This window comes from Wylensekiella montiformis (assembly GCF_009697385.1).
GTDB classification, from domain to species: domain Bacteria; phylum Bacillota; class Negativicutes; order Selenomonadales; family Selenomonadaceae; genus Selenomonas_A; species Selenomonas_A montiformis.
This window is the reverse complement of sequence record NZ_VUNL01000008.1, coordinates 75638-89828: the sequence shown is the minus strand read 5'-3', so window position 1 is coordinate 89828 and position 14191 is coordinate 75638. Positions and strand designations below refer to the sequence as shown.

General features: G+C 54.6%; 16 protein-coding genes. All 16 read left to right on the top strand.

Annotation, left to right across the window (positions count from 1 at the left end; translation table 11 throughout):
• The first annotated feature begins 25 nt into the window (after positions 1-25).
• The 16 genes from FYJ78_RS08230 to FYJ78_RS08155 all read left to right on the top strand — a co-directional run bounded on the left by FYJ78_RS08230 (position 26) and on the right by FYJ78_RS08155 (position 14087).
• Positions 26-487 (top strand): helix-turn-helix domain-containing protein, encoded by a 462-nt coding sequence (locus FYJ78_RS08230; protein ID WP_195847932.1) that lies wholly within the window; start codon positions 26-28, stop codon positions 485-487.
• Positions 488-661: 174 nt separating this feature from the next.
• The gene (locus FYJ78_RS08225) at positions 662-1333 is read left to right on the top strand and encodes a cobalamin B12-binding domain-containing protein (protein WP_195847931.1); all 672 of its coding nucleotides are present in this window, start codon (positions 662-664) and stop codon (positions 1331-1333) included.
• 142 nt (positions 1334-1475) lie between these two features.
• A complete protein-coding gene (gene pylSn, locus FYJ78_RS08220; RefSeq protein ID WP_154620934.1) occupies positions 1476-1844 on the top strand; it encodes a pyrrolysine--tRNA(Pyl) ligase small subunit in 369 nt (122 codons plus the stop codon).
• A 249-nt stretch (positions 1845-2093) separates the two neighbouring features.
• On the top strand, positions 2094-2849 hold the full coding sequence (gene cobM, locus FYJ78_RS08215) for a precorrin-4 C(11)-methyltransferase (protein ID WP_154620933.1): 756 nt from the start codon (positions 2094-2096) through the stop codon (positions 2847-2849).
• Complete coding sequence (locus FYJ78_RS08210) at positions 2846-3940, top strand: cobalt-precorrin 5A hydrolase (protein WP_154620932.1); 1095 nt, start codon at positions 2846-2848, stop codon at positions 3938-3940. Before cobM ends, FYJ78_RS08210 begins: the two co-directional genes overlap by 4 nt.
• On the top strand, positions 3928-4683 hold the full coding sequence (cobJ, locus tag FYJ78_RS08205; protein WP_154620931.1) for a precorrin-3B C(17)-methyltransferase: 756 nt from the start codon (positions 3928-3930) through the stop codon (positions 4681-4683). Before FYJ78_RS08210 ends, cobJ begins: the two co-directional genes overlap by 13 nt.
• Positions 4680-5480, top strand: coding sequence for a precorrin-6A reductase (gene cobK / locus FYJ78_RS08200; protein ID WP_154620930.1), 801 nt, complete (start codon positions 4680-4682; stop codon positions 5478-5480). The genes cobJ and cobK overlap by 4 nt, the downstream gene beginning before the upstream one ends.
• Positions 5449-6084 (top strand): precorrin-8X methylmutase, encoded by a 636-nt coding sequence (locus FYJ78_RS08195; RefSeq protein WP_154620929.1) that lies wholly within the window; start codon positions 5449-5451, stop codon positions 6082-6084. Before cobK ends, FYJ78_RS08195 begins: the two co-directional genes overlap by 32 nt.
• 4 nt (positions 6085-6088) lie before the next feature.
• On the top strand, positions 6089-6706 hold the full coding sequence (gene cobU, locus FYJ78_RS08190; protein ID WP_154620928.1) for a bifunctional adenosylcobinamide kinase/adenosylcobinamide-phosphate guanylyltransferase: 618 nt from the start codon (positions 6089-6091) through the stop codon (positions 6704-6706).
• A gap of 68 nt (positions 6707-6774) precedes the next feature.
• Positions 6775-8313, top strand: coding sequence for a cobyric acid synthase (locus FYJ78_RS08185; protein ID WP_154620927.1), 1539 nt, complete (start codon positions 6775-6777; stop codon positions 8311-8313).
• On the top strand, positions 8307-9248 hold the full coding sequence (gene cbiB, locus FYJ78_RS08180; RefSeq protein WP_154620926.1) for an adenosylcobinamide-phosphate synthase CbiB: 942 nt from the start codon (positions 8307-8309) through the stop codon (positions 9246-9248). The genes FYJ78_RS08185 and cbiB overlap by 7 nt, the downstream gene beginning before the upstream one ends.
• Positions 9249-9300: 52 nt before the next feature.
• Positions 9301-10068: an adenosylcobinamide-GDP ribazoletransferase gene (cobS, locus tag FYJ78_RS08175; RefSeq protein WP_154620925.1), complete on the top strand. Its 768-nt coding sequence runs from the start codon at positions 9301-9303 to the stop codon at positions 10066-10068.
• A 25-nt stretch (positions 10069-10093) separates the two neighbouring features.
• Positions 10094-10984 (top strand): GHMP family kinase ATP-binding protein, encoded by an 891-nt coding sequence (locus FYJ78_RS08170; RefSeq protein ID WP_195847930.1) that lies wholly within the window; start codon positions 10094-10096, stop codon positions 10982-10984.
• Between the two features lie 33 nt (positions 10985-11017).
• Positions 11018-12406 (top strand): cobyrinic acid a,c-diamide synthase CobB, encoded by a 1389-nt coding sequence (locus FYJ78_RS08165; protein ID WP_154620923.1) that lies wholly within the window; start codon positions 11018-11020, stop codon positions 12404-12406.
• On the top strand, positions 12403-13476 hold the full coding sequence (cobD, locus tag FYJ78_RS08160) for a threonine-phosphate decarboxylase CobD (protein WP_154620922.1): 1074 nt from the start codon (positions 12403-12405) through the stop codon (positions 13474-13476). The genes FYJ78_RS08165 and cobD overlap by 4 nt, the downstream gene beginning before the upstream one ends.
• A complete protein-coding gene (locus FYJ78_RS08155; RefSeq protein WP_154620921.1) occupies positions 13470-14087 on the top strand; it encodes a histidine phosphatase family protein in 618 nt (205 codons plus the stop codon). Before cobD ends, FYJ78_RS08155 begins: the two co-directional genes overlap by 7 nt.
• The last annotated feature ends 104 nt before the right edge of the window (positions 14088-14191 follow it).

Below are 14191 nucleotides of genomic sequence, written 5' to 3'. Positions count from 1 at the left end.
ACTATTGGCAGAAGGGGGCGGTGTTGTGCCAAGAGTTGCGGCAAGAATTGTGCTGAGTCCGGAAGAAGAGTCCTGCCTGCGTCATAACGTCAACAGCCAGACTGTGGAGCGGCGTCTTTATCTGCGGTCACGCATCGTGCTGCTGGCTGCAGAAGGACATGAGAATATCGAGATAGGCCGTCAGCTCGGCATTTCGGAGAAAACCTGCCGCAAATGGCGCAATCGATTTGTCCGATACCGCATGGAAGGGTTGTCGGATCTGCAGCGTTCCGGCGCGCCGGAGAAGTTTACCCCTCAGGAGAGGCTGGAGATTCTGCGCATGTCCTGTCAGCCGCCGGAAGATATTCGCAAATGGACGCTGGCGGAACTGACCAGTCAGATCAGGACGCGGTTTCAGCGGGAGGTTTCGGTCGAGTCGATTCGTCTGATTCTTCGGTCAGCCAGTGCGGAAGATATGAAAAAAATACAGGAAGAATTAAAAAAATAAACAAAAGCATTCATTTTATCGTCTGTATCGATTGAATGTTGTAAATAAATGTGCTATAATTGTAACAAATAGATATACAAATATCTTTTTATTCATATGGTGGCAAGGGAGCCGGACAGTATCGTTCTGTCGGGCTTTTTGTGTTTTTCAGGAAGCTGGGAGGCGCGTTTGGTCATGAAAACAGAAGGGTTTCGGAACATGCAGGCGGCATTGACAGAGCTTGATACGGACGAGGCGGTTCGTCAGGCGGAATACCTGTACGATGCCAAGGTTCCGTTGCTGGAGATCATTCACTCTGCCGTCCTGCCCGCTGCAGAAAAACTCAGCCGGGATTTTGATGCCGGCCGTTTGTATATTCCGCAGATGCTGCTGGCTGCCGATGTCTTTGAAACGGTACTGCAGGTCCTGTCTGACGATTATCAGACGGAAAAGGAAACGCTGGCTCAGGGACGCATTGAAGTTTATACGGTGTCGGGCGATATTCATGACATCGGCAAACAGCTGGTGACCTCGGTGCTTCGGGCGCATGGTTTTGAAGTCCTGGACCTCGGCCGCAGTGTTTCAGCGTCTGAGGCTATAGCACAGGCGAAGGACTGGAGGGCGGAGGTTATTATCGGCTTTGCCCTGATGACATCGACCGTTCCCGAACAGCGTGAACTGATGGATCTTCTTCGGGAGAAGGAGATGCGTCATGACTTTGAGGTTCTGGTCGGCGGCCGGCAGATTTCTCCCGCCTGGGCGAGGCATATCGGAGCAGACGGTTATGCGCGCGATGCGGCGGAAGCCGTTCGGCTTACCAATGAGATGGTGCATGGGCATCGTCGGGAACGTGAAACACATAGATAATTGAGGAGGATGGATCGGATGGATCACGCGGACTCTAAATCCGTGCAGCCGGGTGAAACTCCCGGATTCTCCGCCAGGATATTCTGCCTTCGGGCATTGAAACATAACAGGATAAAGAAAGCATGGACAGGAGGGAGAAACGATGAAGCGGAACCGTACGGACGAGATTTCTTCTCAGAGGGAGAGTCGCGAGCGGGAGCGTTTTTACCGGAAAAACGCGGAGTTTTTTCAACTGATCGACAAGATTCGTCTGTGGCCTGCGCGAGGAGGAATTCTTCACGGGATCCGGTCAATGGAATTTCATGGTACAACAGCCAGGATCACGACTTTCTGCGGCGAATCGTTTGTGGTGCGCAATTCGCGAAACAGCCGGGCAGCACGATGGCTGAGAAATAAATGGTGCGGTTGTAAATGCCGTGCCTGCGGGATTCCGGACTGGAAAATCGCTAAATACAGCAAGACACATATGAATCAGTCATGGGGATCGGATTTGGCGGATCGTGGGAAATGAGAAAAGACTCTGCCGGAGAGGCGGGGTCTTTCTTATTCTATAAACATCCGGCTGCGCAGGCCGCCGCGCGATGGGCTGGGCGGGAAGGGACGCACGATGTCCGCAAATCGGGCGTTTGCGCGTTGAGTTTGTTTCCCGGTATGGACTTATAGACGGGTCATTTGTATAATTATAGTTGTCATCGTACATCTATAGTTGTCAAGAAATGGTTCTGCACACGGCAGAAAAAGTCAGGGAGGGATATGGTTCATGGTACATATTGTCGGAGCGGGTCCCGGCGATCCGGAACTCATTACAGTCAAGGGAAAGCGATATCTGCAGGAAGCCGATGTAGTCATTTATGCCGGTTCGCTGGTCAATCCGGCGCTGCTGGATGTTTGTCGGGACGGCGCTGAAATTTATAATTCTGCTGCCATGACGTTGGATGAGGTTATTGCCGTGGTGGAACAGTCGGAAAAAAGTGGCAAGATGACCGTGCGCCTGCATACTGGCGATCCATCCGTGTATGGTGCGATTCAGGAACAGATGGACGCCTTTCGGAAGAGGAACATCGCGTTTGATATCGTGCCGGGAGTCAGTTCTTGTTTTGCGACGGCAGCTGCACTTCAGCAGGAGTATACCTTGCCGGGGATTTCGCAGACGGTTATCATTACGCGCAATGAAGGCCGTACGCCCGTACCGGAACGGGAAAAGCTGCGCAGTCTGGCGGCGCATCAGTCGACGATGTGCATTTATCTTTCCATTGCGATGCTCGATCAGGTAGTGGCTGAACTGATTTCCGGCGGTTATGCGCCGGAAACACCGATTGCTATCGTGCAGAAAGCTTCCTGGCCGGAGCAGAAAATTGTGCGCGGTACGCTGGCAACGATTGTGGAGAAGACCCGGAATCAGGGCATTGACCGGACGGCCATGATTGTTGTGAGCCGCTGTCTTGGGGCGGATTATGAGCTTTCGCGGCTTTACGCGCCGGAATTTTCGCATGGATTCCGGAAGGCATCCCGATGAGGCTGGCCTGCTGTGTGCTGACCCGCTCTGCTCTGAGACTGGCCATGAAAATGCGCTGGTGCGTGGATGAGCCTGTAGATGTGTATGCGTCGGAAAAACTGGCGGAGGATGCAGACGCGGCGGAGGACATTCATTGGTTTGCACGCCTGTCGGATGTGGTGAAGGAAATATTTTCCGCCTATGATGCGCTGGTTTTCATCATGGCGGCGGGCATTGCCGTGCGCATGACGGCGCCGCATTTGAAGAGTAAGCTGACGGATCCTGCGATTTTGGTTTTCGATGAACGGGGAAAATATGGAATCAGCCTGCTTTCCGGACATGTAGGCGGCGGCAATGCTCTTGCCCGGAGCCTTTGCCGGGCGATCGGCGCGGAGCCGGTGATTACGACGGCAACCGATGTGAACGGATGCCTGGCTCCGGATGCGCTTTCCGGTCCGTTGGGGCTGCGCCCCTGGCCAAAGGAACATATTCGCAGGATAAATCGGGCGGTATTGGCGGGAGACGCAGTATGCTGGCGTATTGACCGGACTTTGCCGCACGGCGAGTGGTACCGGCAGAAGCTCCTTCAGGCAGGGCAGCAGGCTGTGCTGTGCGGGAAAGAAGATATGTTGAAGAAACCGGGACCTCTGGACGTGCTGGTGCTTGGCAGGAGCGACTGCCATGCCATCCGGAATTTGCCGGAAGACTGCCTTTGCATGACGCCGCGCAGACTGATCGCCGGTATCGGCTGCCGCCGGGGCGTACCCGAAGCGCTGGTCATGCAGGCATTGGATAAGGCCTGCCGACGGATTGGCGTGGATTGTTCCTTTCTTGATGCGTTGGCCAGTACGTCGTTTAAGGCACAGGAAGAGGGACTTCTTGCGGCCGGGCGAAGCATAGGATGTCCGGTTTTATTTTATGAAAACGAAGAGATGGCTTCGGCTATCCGCAAGTATCATCTGAATGAGTCGTCCTTTGTGAAGCAAACCTTGGGGATCGGCAATGTCTGTGAAGCGGCAGCCTGCTGCTGTACTGGAAAGGCCGGCGGCAGGATGGCGCTTTGCAAGACGAAATTTGAGAAAGTGACGGTGGCTCTGATATGGGAAAAGTAACAGTAGTCGGTATTGGACCGGGAAGTCTGGAGGATATGACGCCGCGGGCCAAACGAGCGATTGAAGCGGCACAGGTCGTTGCCGGTTATCATACCTATATTCGTCTGATTGAGGACCTTCTGGCAGGGAAGGAGGTTATCGGCACGGCAATGATGCAGGAAGTCGACCGCTGCCGTATGGCGGCGGAGAAAGCGGCCGGCGGGGCTGATACCGTCGTGGTATCGAGCGGCGATGCTGGTGTTTATGGCATGGCCGGGCTCGTACTGGAGATCGTCCTTCAATATCCTCCGGAACATCGTCCGTCATTTGGCGGCGTGATCGCAGGCGTGTCTGCCGTTAATGCTGCTGCTTCGGTCCTCGGCGCACCGCTGATGCATGATTTTGCCGTGATCAGTCTTTCGGATCTGCTGACGCCATGGAATCGGATTCAGAAGCGCATTGAGATGGCCGCTCAGGGGGATTTTGTGACAGCACTGTACAATCCCAAAAGCAAAAAGCGGGTTCAGAATATTGAGGAAGTCCGCCGCATTATGCTCCAGTATCGGGATCCTGCCACACCGGTTGGGATTGTCACGGCAGCCAGCCGGGATGGGGAGCAGAAGGTGATTTCTACGCTGGCCGATTTTACCAAAGAAGAGATCAATATGTTTTCTTTGGTCATCATTGGCAACAGCCAGACTTATGTGCGGGATGGCTGGATGATTACGCCGCGCGGCTATCAGAATAAGGAGGGCGGAATATGATTTTTGTGGCGGCCGGCACAAAGGATGGCCGCGATCTCGTAACATTCCTTCTCGGTCATGGGTATGATGTGACCGCTTCGGTGGTCAGCCGCTATGGAGAACAATTGCTGTCGGAAAGCAGGGGAAGCGGCCGGTTGCTCATCAACGATCAGCCGCTGGATGAAAAAGGTTTTTCGGATTATTTTCATGCGCATCACATCAGGCTGGCGATAGATGCCAGCCATCCCTATGCGGCAGATGTTTCCCGCAATCTTATGAACGCCTGTGCGGCACAATCTGTTCCATATATCCGCTATGAACGGGATCTTTCGGAATTTCCCGGCTCATCTGTCATGCTGGTTCACAGCTATGAGGAGGCAGCCCGGCAGGCGGCATGCTGCGGAAAAAACGTGTTTTTGACCACGGGAAGCCGCAATCTGGAACGGTTCACCCGTCATCCGGCATTAAAGGATTGTGTTCTGACCGTCCGTGTTTTGCCGACAGCCGGAGTAGTCCGGCAATGTGAAGAGATGGGGATCGATCCGGGCCATATCGTCGCCATGCAGGGGGCGTTCAGCCGGGCGCTGAACCGGGAATTGTATGTCAAATATAAGGCGGATGTTGTCATTACAAAGAACAGCGGCACTATCGGCGGCACGGATACCAAGGTCGCTGCCGCCGCCGATCTTGCCCTGCCGGTCATTGTTATTGACCGTCCGGTTATGTCGTATGCGCATCTCGGCAGAACGTATGAGGATATCCGGCGGTTTATAGAGGAGAATTATGATGGAGTTTATCAAAAAGCCAATGGACATTGAAACCCGCAGCATGGAGATCATTGCTCCGCATCTTGCGGGAATGGGGCTGGATGAAAAGGCGGTGAAAGTGTATTCGCGGATCATTCATGCGGCCGGGGACGTGGAGTACGCCCCTCTTATCCGCATGTCGGACGACGCGATTGACAAGGCGATGGCATCGCTGCGTTCAGGCTGTGATATTTACACGGATGTGGAGATGGTCCGTACAGGCATCAACAAACGGAAACTCGCATCCTTCGGCGGCCAAGTGCATTGTCTCATTGCGGACCCTTCTGTTGCTGAGACGGCAAAGAAACAGGGGATTACGCGCTCTATGGCGGCGATGCGCCAGTTTGGCCGCAGCCTTGACGGTTCTATTATCGCTATCGGCAATGCGCCGACTGCCTTGTTTGAAGTCCTTCGTCTGGTTGAGGAAGAGGGAATACGTCCGTCCTGCATTGTCGGCATTCCTGTCGGCTTTGTCGGGGCGGCGGATTCCAAGCAGGCTTTGGCGGAAAATGGCAGGATTCCCTATATCACGGTGAAGGGAACCAAGGGTGGAAGTCCGATTGCGGCAGCGGCGGTCAACGCGATGATGTATCTCATCAATAACGATCGGGGATGATACGATGGCGGAGGAAAAGCGGCAGCGGGGCCGGCTGATTCTTGTGACCGGCGGCGCCCGTTCCGGAAAATCTGCCTTTGCTGAGCGGCTGGTGGCCGGTCAAAACGGCAGGACGGCTTATATTGCCACGGCACAAGTCCTTGATTCGGAGATGGAATACCGCGTCCGCCTTCATCGACGGAGACGCCCGGCGGACTGGAAGACTTGGGAAGCTCCGTTTGATGCTCATGAGGCATTGCTGGAAGCAGGATCCTGCAGCGACGTGATTTTATTTGATTGTATCACGCTTTATCTGAGCAATATGCTCTGCGCACAGGACGCGGCTGCGCTGGCGGACGAGGATAAACTGTATGAAATGGTTCACGAAAAGGTTGGCCGTCTGATCAAGGCAGCTGACTTGCTTCGCGGGAGCGGTGCAACGACGGTCTTTGTCACTAATGAAGTCGGCGCCGGCATTGTTCCGGAAAACAGGCTCGGCCGTCTCTATCGGGATCTCAGCGGACTGGCCAATCAGCAGATTGCCGCAGCCGCCGATCAAGTCTATGCAGTAATAGCGGGCATTCCCGTGGAGATTAAGGCTCTGGCTGATGCCCGGGACTATCTGCCGGGGATCACCGGATGATCGGCATCCGGCAACCCCGTTTTGCCGGTGAGCAGGAAGAAACAGCGTCACAACAAGGAGGAATTCCTATGTCAAATTCGATCATGCTTATGGGGACCAGTTCCCATGTCGGTAAAAGCATCATTACTACGGCGCTTTGCCGTATCTTTCATCAGCAGGGACGAAAGGTGGTTCCGTTTAAAGCGCAGAACATGGCATTGAACTCTTATGTGACCAAGGACGGAAAAGAGATGGGGCGCGCGCAAGTGGCTCAGGCGGAGGCCGCTGGATTGGAGCCGATGGTCGATATGAATCCTGTCCTTTTGAAGCCGACGGGCAATTCCTGTTCACAGGTTATTCTGATGGGGGTGCCGGTCGGCAATATGAGTGCGGCGGAATACCATCAGGGATATTCGCTGAAGGCTTTCGAGACGGTCAAAGAGGCACTGGGACGTCTGGTCTTGGCGTATGATACATTGGTGATCGAAGGAGCGGGCAGCCCGGCCGAAATCAATCTCAAAGAGAATGACATCGTCAATATGCGCGTCGCGAAATATCTGCAGGCGCCTGTTCTGCTGATCGCCGATATTGACCGGGGCGGCGCATTGGCTTCGCTGGTCGGTACACTGGAATTGCTCGATGAGGAAGAGCGCGCGCTGGTCAAGGGACTGATTATCAACAAGTTTCGTGGTGATGTCCGTCTGCTGATGCCAGCAGTGGAGTTTTTGGAGAAAAAGACGGGCAAGCCCGTGCTGGGAATCGTTCCTCATATTGAAAATCTGGGCATTGACGATGAAGATTCTGTATCGCTTGAAGAAAAGCAGGAGGTTCCGGAAGACGGCGATATCCACATTGCTGTGGTCCGGACCCCGAAGCTTTCCAATTTCACCGATTTTGATAGTCTGGCTGCTGAACCGGATGTTGCGCTTTATTACGTTCAGAGCCGGGAGGAACTGGGAGAACCGGATCTTATTCTGCTTCCGGGCTCCAAGAATACGACGGAGGATCTTCTATGGATTCGGGAGTCGGGCCTCGAGGAGGCGATTCGCGAGTGCGTTGCAAACGGGACGCCGCTATGGGGCATCTGCGGAGGGTATCAGATGCTTGGCCGGGAAATCCGCGATCCGCATCATACGGAATCCGATCACGACGGCATTCGCGGTATGGGGTTCCTGGACATGGAGACCACTTTTGAGGCGGAAAAACTTACGGCGCAGGTTACAGCCGATTGTCTGAGTCTTAACTTTCTCGGAAAAAACATTCGGGCGGAGGGGATGCCCGGCTATGAGATCCATATGGGGCACACGGCGTTCGGCTCCGGTGTAGAGCATCCCTTTCACATCACAGCCAAGGCGGATGAACCTTTTGACAGCTGGGATGGCGCAGTCTCGATCCGCGAACATGGCGGCGACATTGTCGGCTCATATATCCATGGGATTTTCGATCATGATGGGTTCCGCCGTCAGGTATTGAACAGCCTGCGGGAAAGGAAAGGGCTTGCACCGCTTTCTGTTCAGCGGAATGTGCGGACGGAAAAAGAACGGGCCTATAACCGTCTGGCAGATATTGTTCGCCGAAGCCTTGATATGGACAAGCTGGCTGAAATCATGGGAGAAACGAGATGCTGACCGGAATTCTCGCGTTTTTGATTGACACGATCATAGGCGATCCGAACAGCAAATACCATCCGGTTTGTCTGATCGGCCGTTTGATTTCTTTTCTGGAGCATTGCTTTTACCGGAAAGCGGACAGCACGGCGCGGAAGTTCCGCATGGGGGCGCTGCTCGTGCTGCTGGTTCTCTTTATCAGTTATGAGGTGGCGGCTCTTATCATGATGATGGCCGGCTGGATTCCTTTCTGGTGGGGATCGGCGGTGGTTGGCGCCCTTCTGCTGTCCAGTACGATTTCGCCGAAAAGTCTTGCCAAGGCAGGCCGGGAGATTTATGCTCTGCTCATGGATGGGAATTTGGCGGAAGCGAGGAAAAAGGTCGGTTGGATTGTCGGCCGGGATACGGAACAGCTGGATGATGCGGAAGTGGCGAGGGCGGCCGTGGAAACCATTGCGGAAAATACGATTGACGGGATTATCGCGCCGCTGTTTTTTTTCGCCGTTGGCGGCGTTCCGCTGGCCGTGCTTTACCGCGCTGCCAATACAATGGATTCGATGATCGGCTATAAGAATGAGAAGTATCTTTATTTCGGACGTGCGGCTGCCCGTCTGGATGATGTGCTCGGCTATATCCCCGCACGCATTACAGGGATTTTGTTTGTCTTTTCGGCCTGGCTGCTCGGCTTTGATCATCGGAATGCCTGGCGCGTTATGCAGCGCGATGCGGGCAAGCATCCAAGCCCGAACGGCGGATATGCCGAGGCAACTGTGGCTGGGGCGCTGCACATTCGTCTGGGCGGATTCAATACTTATTTTGGCCGGAGGACCTTTCGCGCTTATATGGGAGATGTCATTGAGATGACCGCGCCCAAACATATCATGGAATGTATCCGCATGATGTATACGGCCACGGTGCTGTTTTTGCTCATTCTTTATGCGATGTTTGGCTTGTAGACGCTGGCGTGGCTGCCGGCGACGTGATGATTGACAGAAGGAGTATGCCGCTATGAGATCTTTTTTGACCGCGCTGCAGTTTTTGACTCGCATTCATCTTCGTACGCAGACAGATCTTACCATGGAAGATTTCGGGCGGAGCACCAAATGGTTTCCTTTGGTTGGCCTGGTACTCGGCGGGCTTTATATGGCGGCAGCCTGGTGTCTGATGCGTCTTTTCGGTCAGGCGGAGCTCGTTACGGCGGTTCTTGTGCTGCTCCCGGTGTTTTTTACGGGAGGCCTTCTGCTGGACGGGCTTATGGATACGGCAGACGGCGTGTTTTCGGCGCGCAGCCGTGAGCGCAAATTGGAGATCATGAAAGACAGCCGGGTCGGCTCATTCGGCGTTATTGCATTGGTGAGCCTTATGATGATAAACTGGACAGCGATGCGCGGTATTGATGCGGTATGGCTTCTTCCAGCAGTCTTTGTGATGCCGGCTATCGGACGCATGGCCATGGTCATGGTCATTGCCGGTTTTCCATATGCGAGAAAAGAGGGAATGGGCAAGATTTTTTCTGATATGGCAGATCGGAAAACCGTGGCGGCTGCCGGGGCTGTCACGGCGGCTGGTGTGCTTCCATGGGGCGGTATCGCCGCAGCTGCGCTGCTGACGGGACTTGTTTTTGCCTGGGGGGCAGGACGCTGGCTGACGGATAGGCTCGGCGGGCTTACGGGCGATACGTATGGGGCCATCGAGACCCTGACGGAAACGGTGGTGCTGCTGGTGTTTTTCGTGGCCTCCTGGCTGGTTGGAGGGGTTCATGCCGTGTGGCTCTGATTCCGATGAACAGGAAGTGAAGTCTATGGAAATCGTAATCCGGGTGCCGGGCTCCTGTGGTGAATTGATACAGGGGGTCCTGCCCGACGGTCCGTTTCTTATTACCTGCCCGATTGACTGCTATGCTGCCGTTCGGATTTCAGACCGCTTTACCGGCTGGTACGGTATGGGCAGCAAGGCAAAGAGTGCCATGAAAAGGACATTGGTTTTACTGGGAGAAAAGGAGTTCCCCTGGGGCATCCGGCTGGAATCTGAACTGCCGCAGGGGAAGGGCATGTCTTCTTCGAGTGCGGATATTGCGGCGACGGCCGTGGGAGTGGCCCAGGCCCTTGGCTATGAGCTTTCTGCAGCGGATATCCTGCGGGAGGCAGCGGCCATTGAACCGACGGATGGGATATTTTGTGAAGGCATCGTGAGGATGAACTCTATGACCGGAACACTGCTGGCACAGTATCCTGTGCTGCCGTCTGTACGCCTGTCTGTTTTTGATACGGGTGGTCAGGTCGATACGTTGGCGTTTCATGCCCGTCCGGAGCCGAATTTTCCGGATCCGCAGCGCATCGCGGAAGCTTTGGCGGTTTTTGAGCGCGGCTGCCGCGCTCAGGATGCAGCCTTGATTGCCCAGGCTGCGACGATCAGTGCGCTGGCCAATCAGTCCGTTCTTTACAAAGCGCATTTGGAGGAACTGCTCGATTTCGTTCAGCCGCTTGGCGCGCTGGGCGTCAATGTGGCGCACAGCGGCACGGTCATTGGTGTGATATGGCCGGCTGGAATTCCTGAATCCTATTTGGAAAAAACCGTCCGGAAGATTTGTCTGCGCTTTCCGGATCTGGCTCTGCTGCGTCAGGCGCGATTGATTTCAGGGGGCGTGGATATTCGATCCGATACGTTGCCGCCGCTTTTTGAGACCAGCTGAAATGGTGCGAGGAGGAAGAGGAGGAATCTTTGCATGGGTAAGATATCACGTCTCGTCATAGGAGCTGTCCAGTCCGGTTCGGGTAAGACTACGATTGTCACGGGGCTTTTGGCTGCATTGCGTCAGCGTGGCTTGAACGTGCAGTCGTTCAAAGTCGGGCCGGATTATATTGATCCGGGCTATCATCAGCTGGCCAGCGGGCGCCCGGCGCACAATCTGGATACCTGGCTGGTTCCTCCTCAGGTGGTGCCGGAGATTTTTTGTAAAGAGGCCGGGTCGGCGGATCTGGCTGTGATTGAAGGCGTCATGGGACTGTTTGATGGCGGACGCAGCGGGGTGAGTTCGACTGCTGAGATTGCAAAGTTGATTCAGGCCCCAGTCGTATTGGTTATCGATGTCAAATCCATGGGGGCGTCGGCGGCGGCGATTGCCCGCGGCTTTCGCGATTATGATCCCGATGTGCAGCTGGCAGGCGTTATTCTGAACCGTGTCGGATCGGATACACATGAAGCGATCGTCCGTGAAGCGATGCAGAAGATCGGGATGACGGTATTCGGTGCGATCCGGCGGGACACAGCGCTGGTCATGCCGGAGCGGCATCTTGGCCTGCTTCCTGTTCAGGAAAATGAAGAATGTCAAGTCGTAAATCGTATGGGGGAGGCCGTCTCCCGTCAGCTGGATCTGGATGGTCTGCTGGATCTGGCTGCTCAGGCAGGTTCTATTGGGGATGGCCTGAAAGCAGAGAAAAAGGGTAGGCCTCACTTGTGCCGCATCGGTATCGCCCGCGATGAGGCGTTTTCCTTTTATTATCCGACCAGCCTGCAGGTATTGGAGCAGAACGGGGCAGAACTGGTTCCGTTTAGTCCTCTTCATGACGATACTTTGCCGGAGCTGGATGGCATGATCTTTGGCGGAGGTTTCCCGGAAATGTTTGCCGGCCGTCTGGCGGAAAATGCGTCCATGCGGGCGGCGATCCGCAGCGTGGCGGATCGCGGTATGCCGATTTATGCTGAATGCGGCGGTTATATGTATTTGTTGGAGGATCTGCAGGATTTTGAGGGAAAAGTCTGGCCGATGGCCGGTGTATTTTCAGGACGGGCAGTCATGACGAAAAAACTTCAGATGGTCGGCTATGTCGAGGCGGAACTCTGGCAGGATACCGTGCTGGGCCCCTGTGGGAAACTGTTTCATGGACATGAGTTTCACTTTTCGGCAGAACAGGAAACGAACGGGATGCTGCGGCCGTTCTGCTTTAAGAAACTGCGCAATGGAGTATCGTATCCTGCCGGACAGAGCCGAAAGAATGCTCTGGGAAGCTATCTGCATCTGCATTTTGCCGGATGTCCGGATGCTGCGGCTTCGTTTGTCGCACATTGCCGTCAGTTTTGGTTGCAGCGGGAAAGAAATGAGGGATCGTTTTGAAAGCATTTGAACATGGGGGAAATATTTATCGGAAATCTCCTCAGCAGGGGAGATGGCTGGATTTTTCCGCGAATATTAATCCGCTGGGATTGTCCGAGAAGGCATATCAGGCGGTGGCGGATCATATCGGCGCGGTGGTGCATTATCCGGATCCGGATGCGAAGGAACTCAAAGCGGCCTTGGCGGAGGCATACAACCTCTCCGAGGATCAGCTGGTCCTCGGAAACGGCGCGGCAGAGCTGTTTTATCTGTTTCTTCAGACTGTACGTCCCAAGCGCGTTCTGCTGCCGGTTCCGTCGTTCAGCGAATATGAGCGGGCCGCGCTGGCTGCCCGCTGCAAAGTAAGTTATTTTCAGCTGGAACCGGAGGAAGCGTTCCGGCTGGATCGGGAGAAACTGACGGCGGCGCTTCCAGTAGCGGACTGCATTATTCTGGGGAATCCGAATAACCCGACCGGAGGCCTCGTGACGCGCAATGAACTCACGCATTTGCTGGAAGAAATGAAAGGCGGACGTCAGTGGCTGGTCGTAGATGAATCCTTTTTGGATTTTTTGCGGTATGACACGCGGTATACGGTGCGCGATCTGACAAAGGAGTATCCGCATTTGTTTGTGGTGCGTTCTCTGACGAAATTTTATGCGCTTCCGGGCCTCCGGCTGGGGTTTGGCGCTGCATCGCCCGATCTGGCTGACAAGCTGAATCAGGGCAAGGATGTCTGGAATGTGAATGTGCTGGCACAGCAAGCGGGCATTGCGGTTTTGCGCGATCGGGACTATCAGAAGCGCAGCCGTGAAGAGCTCGCGGAATGGAGCAGTTCCTTTTATCAGCAGCTTGCTGATGTGCAGGGGATACGTCCGCTGAAGCCCAGCGTGAATTTCATTTTACTGGATATCAGCGGTACGGCGATGAGCAGCACGGAGTTGACCGATGTATTGAGCCGGAAAGGAATATTGGTTCGTGACTGTGCCAATTATCCGGGGCTGGACGGACGGAGTTATATTCGCGTTGCGGTTCGGACCCCGGAAGAAAACAAGCGATTCTTGACGGCGTTGGAGGAAATTTCATGGTAAAAGTAGTGTTTATCCGTCATGGCGAGACGGAATGGAATGCGGACGGGCGGTATCAGGGGCAGTCTGATGTAGCTTTATCGGACACAGGCAGAGCGCAGGCTGCTCTTCTGGCTGATCATTTTCCGGTAGAGAAGATCGATGTCATCTATTCCAGTGACTTGGTTCGGGCCTTTGATACAGCGCTGGCTGTAGCCGGACGGTTTGGGCTGCCCGTGCATCGTGAGCCTGCTTTCCGAGAAATCAGCTTCGGCGATTGGGAAGGACTGACGTATGCGCAGATCGTTGCCAAGTGGCCGGAAGCTATGGATCATTTTCTGCAGCGACCGGATCTTCTGGACATTCCGCATGGCGAATCCTTTGCTGCAGTACAATGCCGCGCGGTAAAACGGCTGAATGAACTGATCCAGGAGAATGAGGGAAAGACCGTGGCTGTAACGGCACATGGCGCGGTGCTGCGGACATTGCTCGCGGCTGCGCTGCACATGCCGCTGCGCTATGTATGGAGCATCCGCCAGTTCAACACGGCGGTCAATATTGTCCGCTATGATTCTGAGGCAGGTGCGACGGTCGAGCTGATCAACAGTACGGCGCATCTCGGCGGATTGCGCTGATATATGACTATGACGAAAAAACCGGTTAAACTTTTGTTTATCCGGTTTTTTTCTGAGAAACGGGATTTTGTGCGGAAAATATGATATAGTTATCGAGACGACAG

Coding starts and splice junctions, on each gene's coding strand:
- FYJ78_RS08225 (WP_195847931.1), top strand. CDS start 662: ATGAAAACAGAAGGGTTTCGGAACATGCAGGCGGCATTGACAGAGCTT.
- pylSn (WP_154620934.1), top strand. CDS start 1,476: ATGAAGCGGAACCGTACGGACGAGATTTCTTCTCAGAGGGAGAGTCGC.
- cobM (WP_154620933.1), top strand. CDS start 2,094: ATGGTACATATTGTCGGAGCGGGTCCCGGCGATCCGGAACTCATTACA.
- FYJ78_RS08210 (WP_154620932.1), top strand. CDS start 2,846: ATGAGGCTGGCCTGCTGTGTGCTGACCCGCTCTGCTCTGAGACTGGCC.
- cobJ (WP_154620931.1), top strand. CDS start 3,928: ATGGGAAAAGTAACAGTAGTCGGTATTGGACCGGGAAGTCTGGAGGAT.
- cobK (WP_154620930.1), top strand. CDS start 4,680: ATGATTTTTGTGGCGGCCGGCACAAAGGATGGCCGCGATCTCGTAACA.
- FYJ78_RS08195 (WP_154620929.1), top strand. CDS start 5,449: ATGGAGTTTATCAAAAAGCCAATGGACATTGAAACCCGCAGCATGGAG.
- cobU (WP_154620928.1), top strand. CDS start 6,089: ATGGCGGAGGAAAAGCGGCAGCGGGGCCGGCTGATTCTTGTGACCGGC.
- FYJ78_RS08185 (WP_154620927.1), top strand. CDS start 6,775: ATGTCAAATTCGATCATGCTTATGGGGACCAGTTCCCATGTCGGTAAA.
- cbiB (WP_154620926.1), top strand. CDS start 8,307: ATGCTGACCGGAATTCTCGCGTTTTTGATTGACACGATCATAGGCGAT.
- cobS (WP_154620925.1), top strand. CDS start 9,301: ATGAGATCTTTTTTGACCGCGCTGCAGTTTTTGACTCGCATTCATCTT.
- FYJ78_RS08170 (WP_195847930.1), top strand. CDS start 10,094: ATGGAAATCGTAATCCGGGTGCCGGGCTCCTGTGGTGAATTGATACAG.
- FYJ78_RS08165 (WP_154620923.1), top strand. CDS start 11,018: ATGGGTAAGATATCACGTCTCGTCATAGGAGCTGTCCAGTCCGGTTCG.
- FYJ78_RS08155 (WP_154620921.1), top strand. CDS start 13,470: ATGGTAAAAGTAGTGTTTATCCGTCATGGCGAGACGGAATGGAATGCG.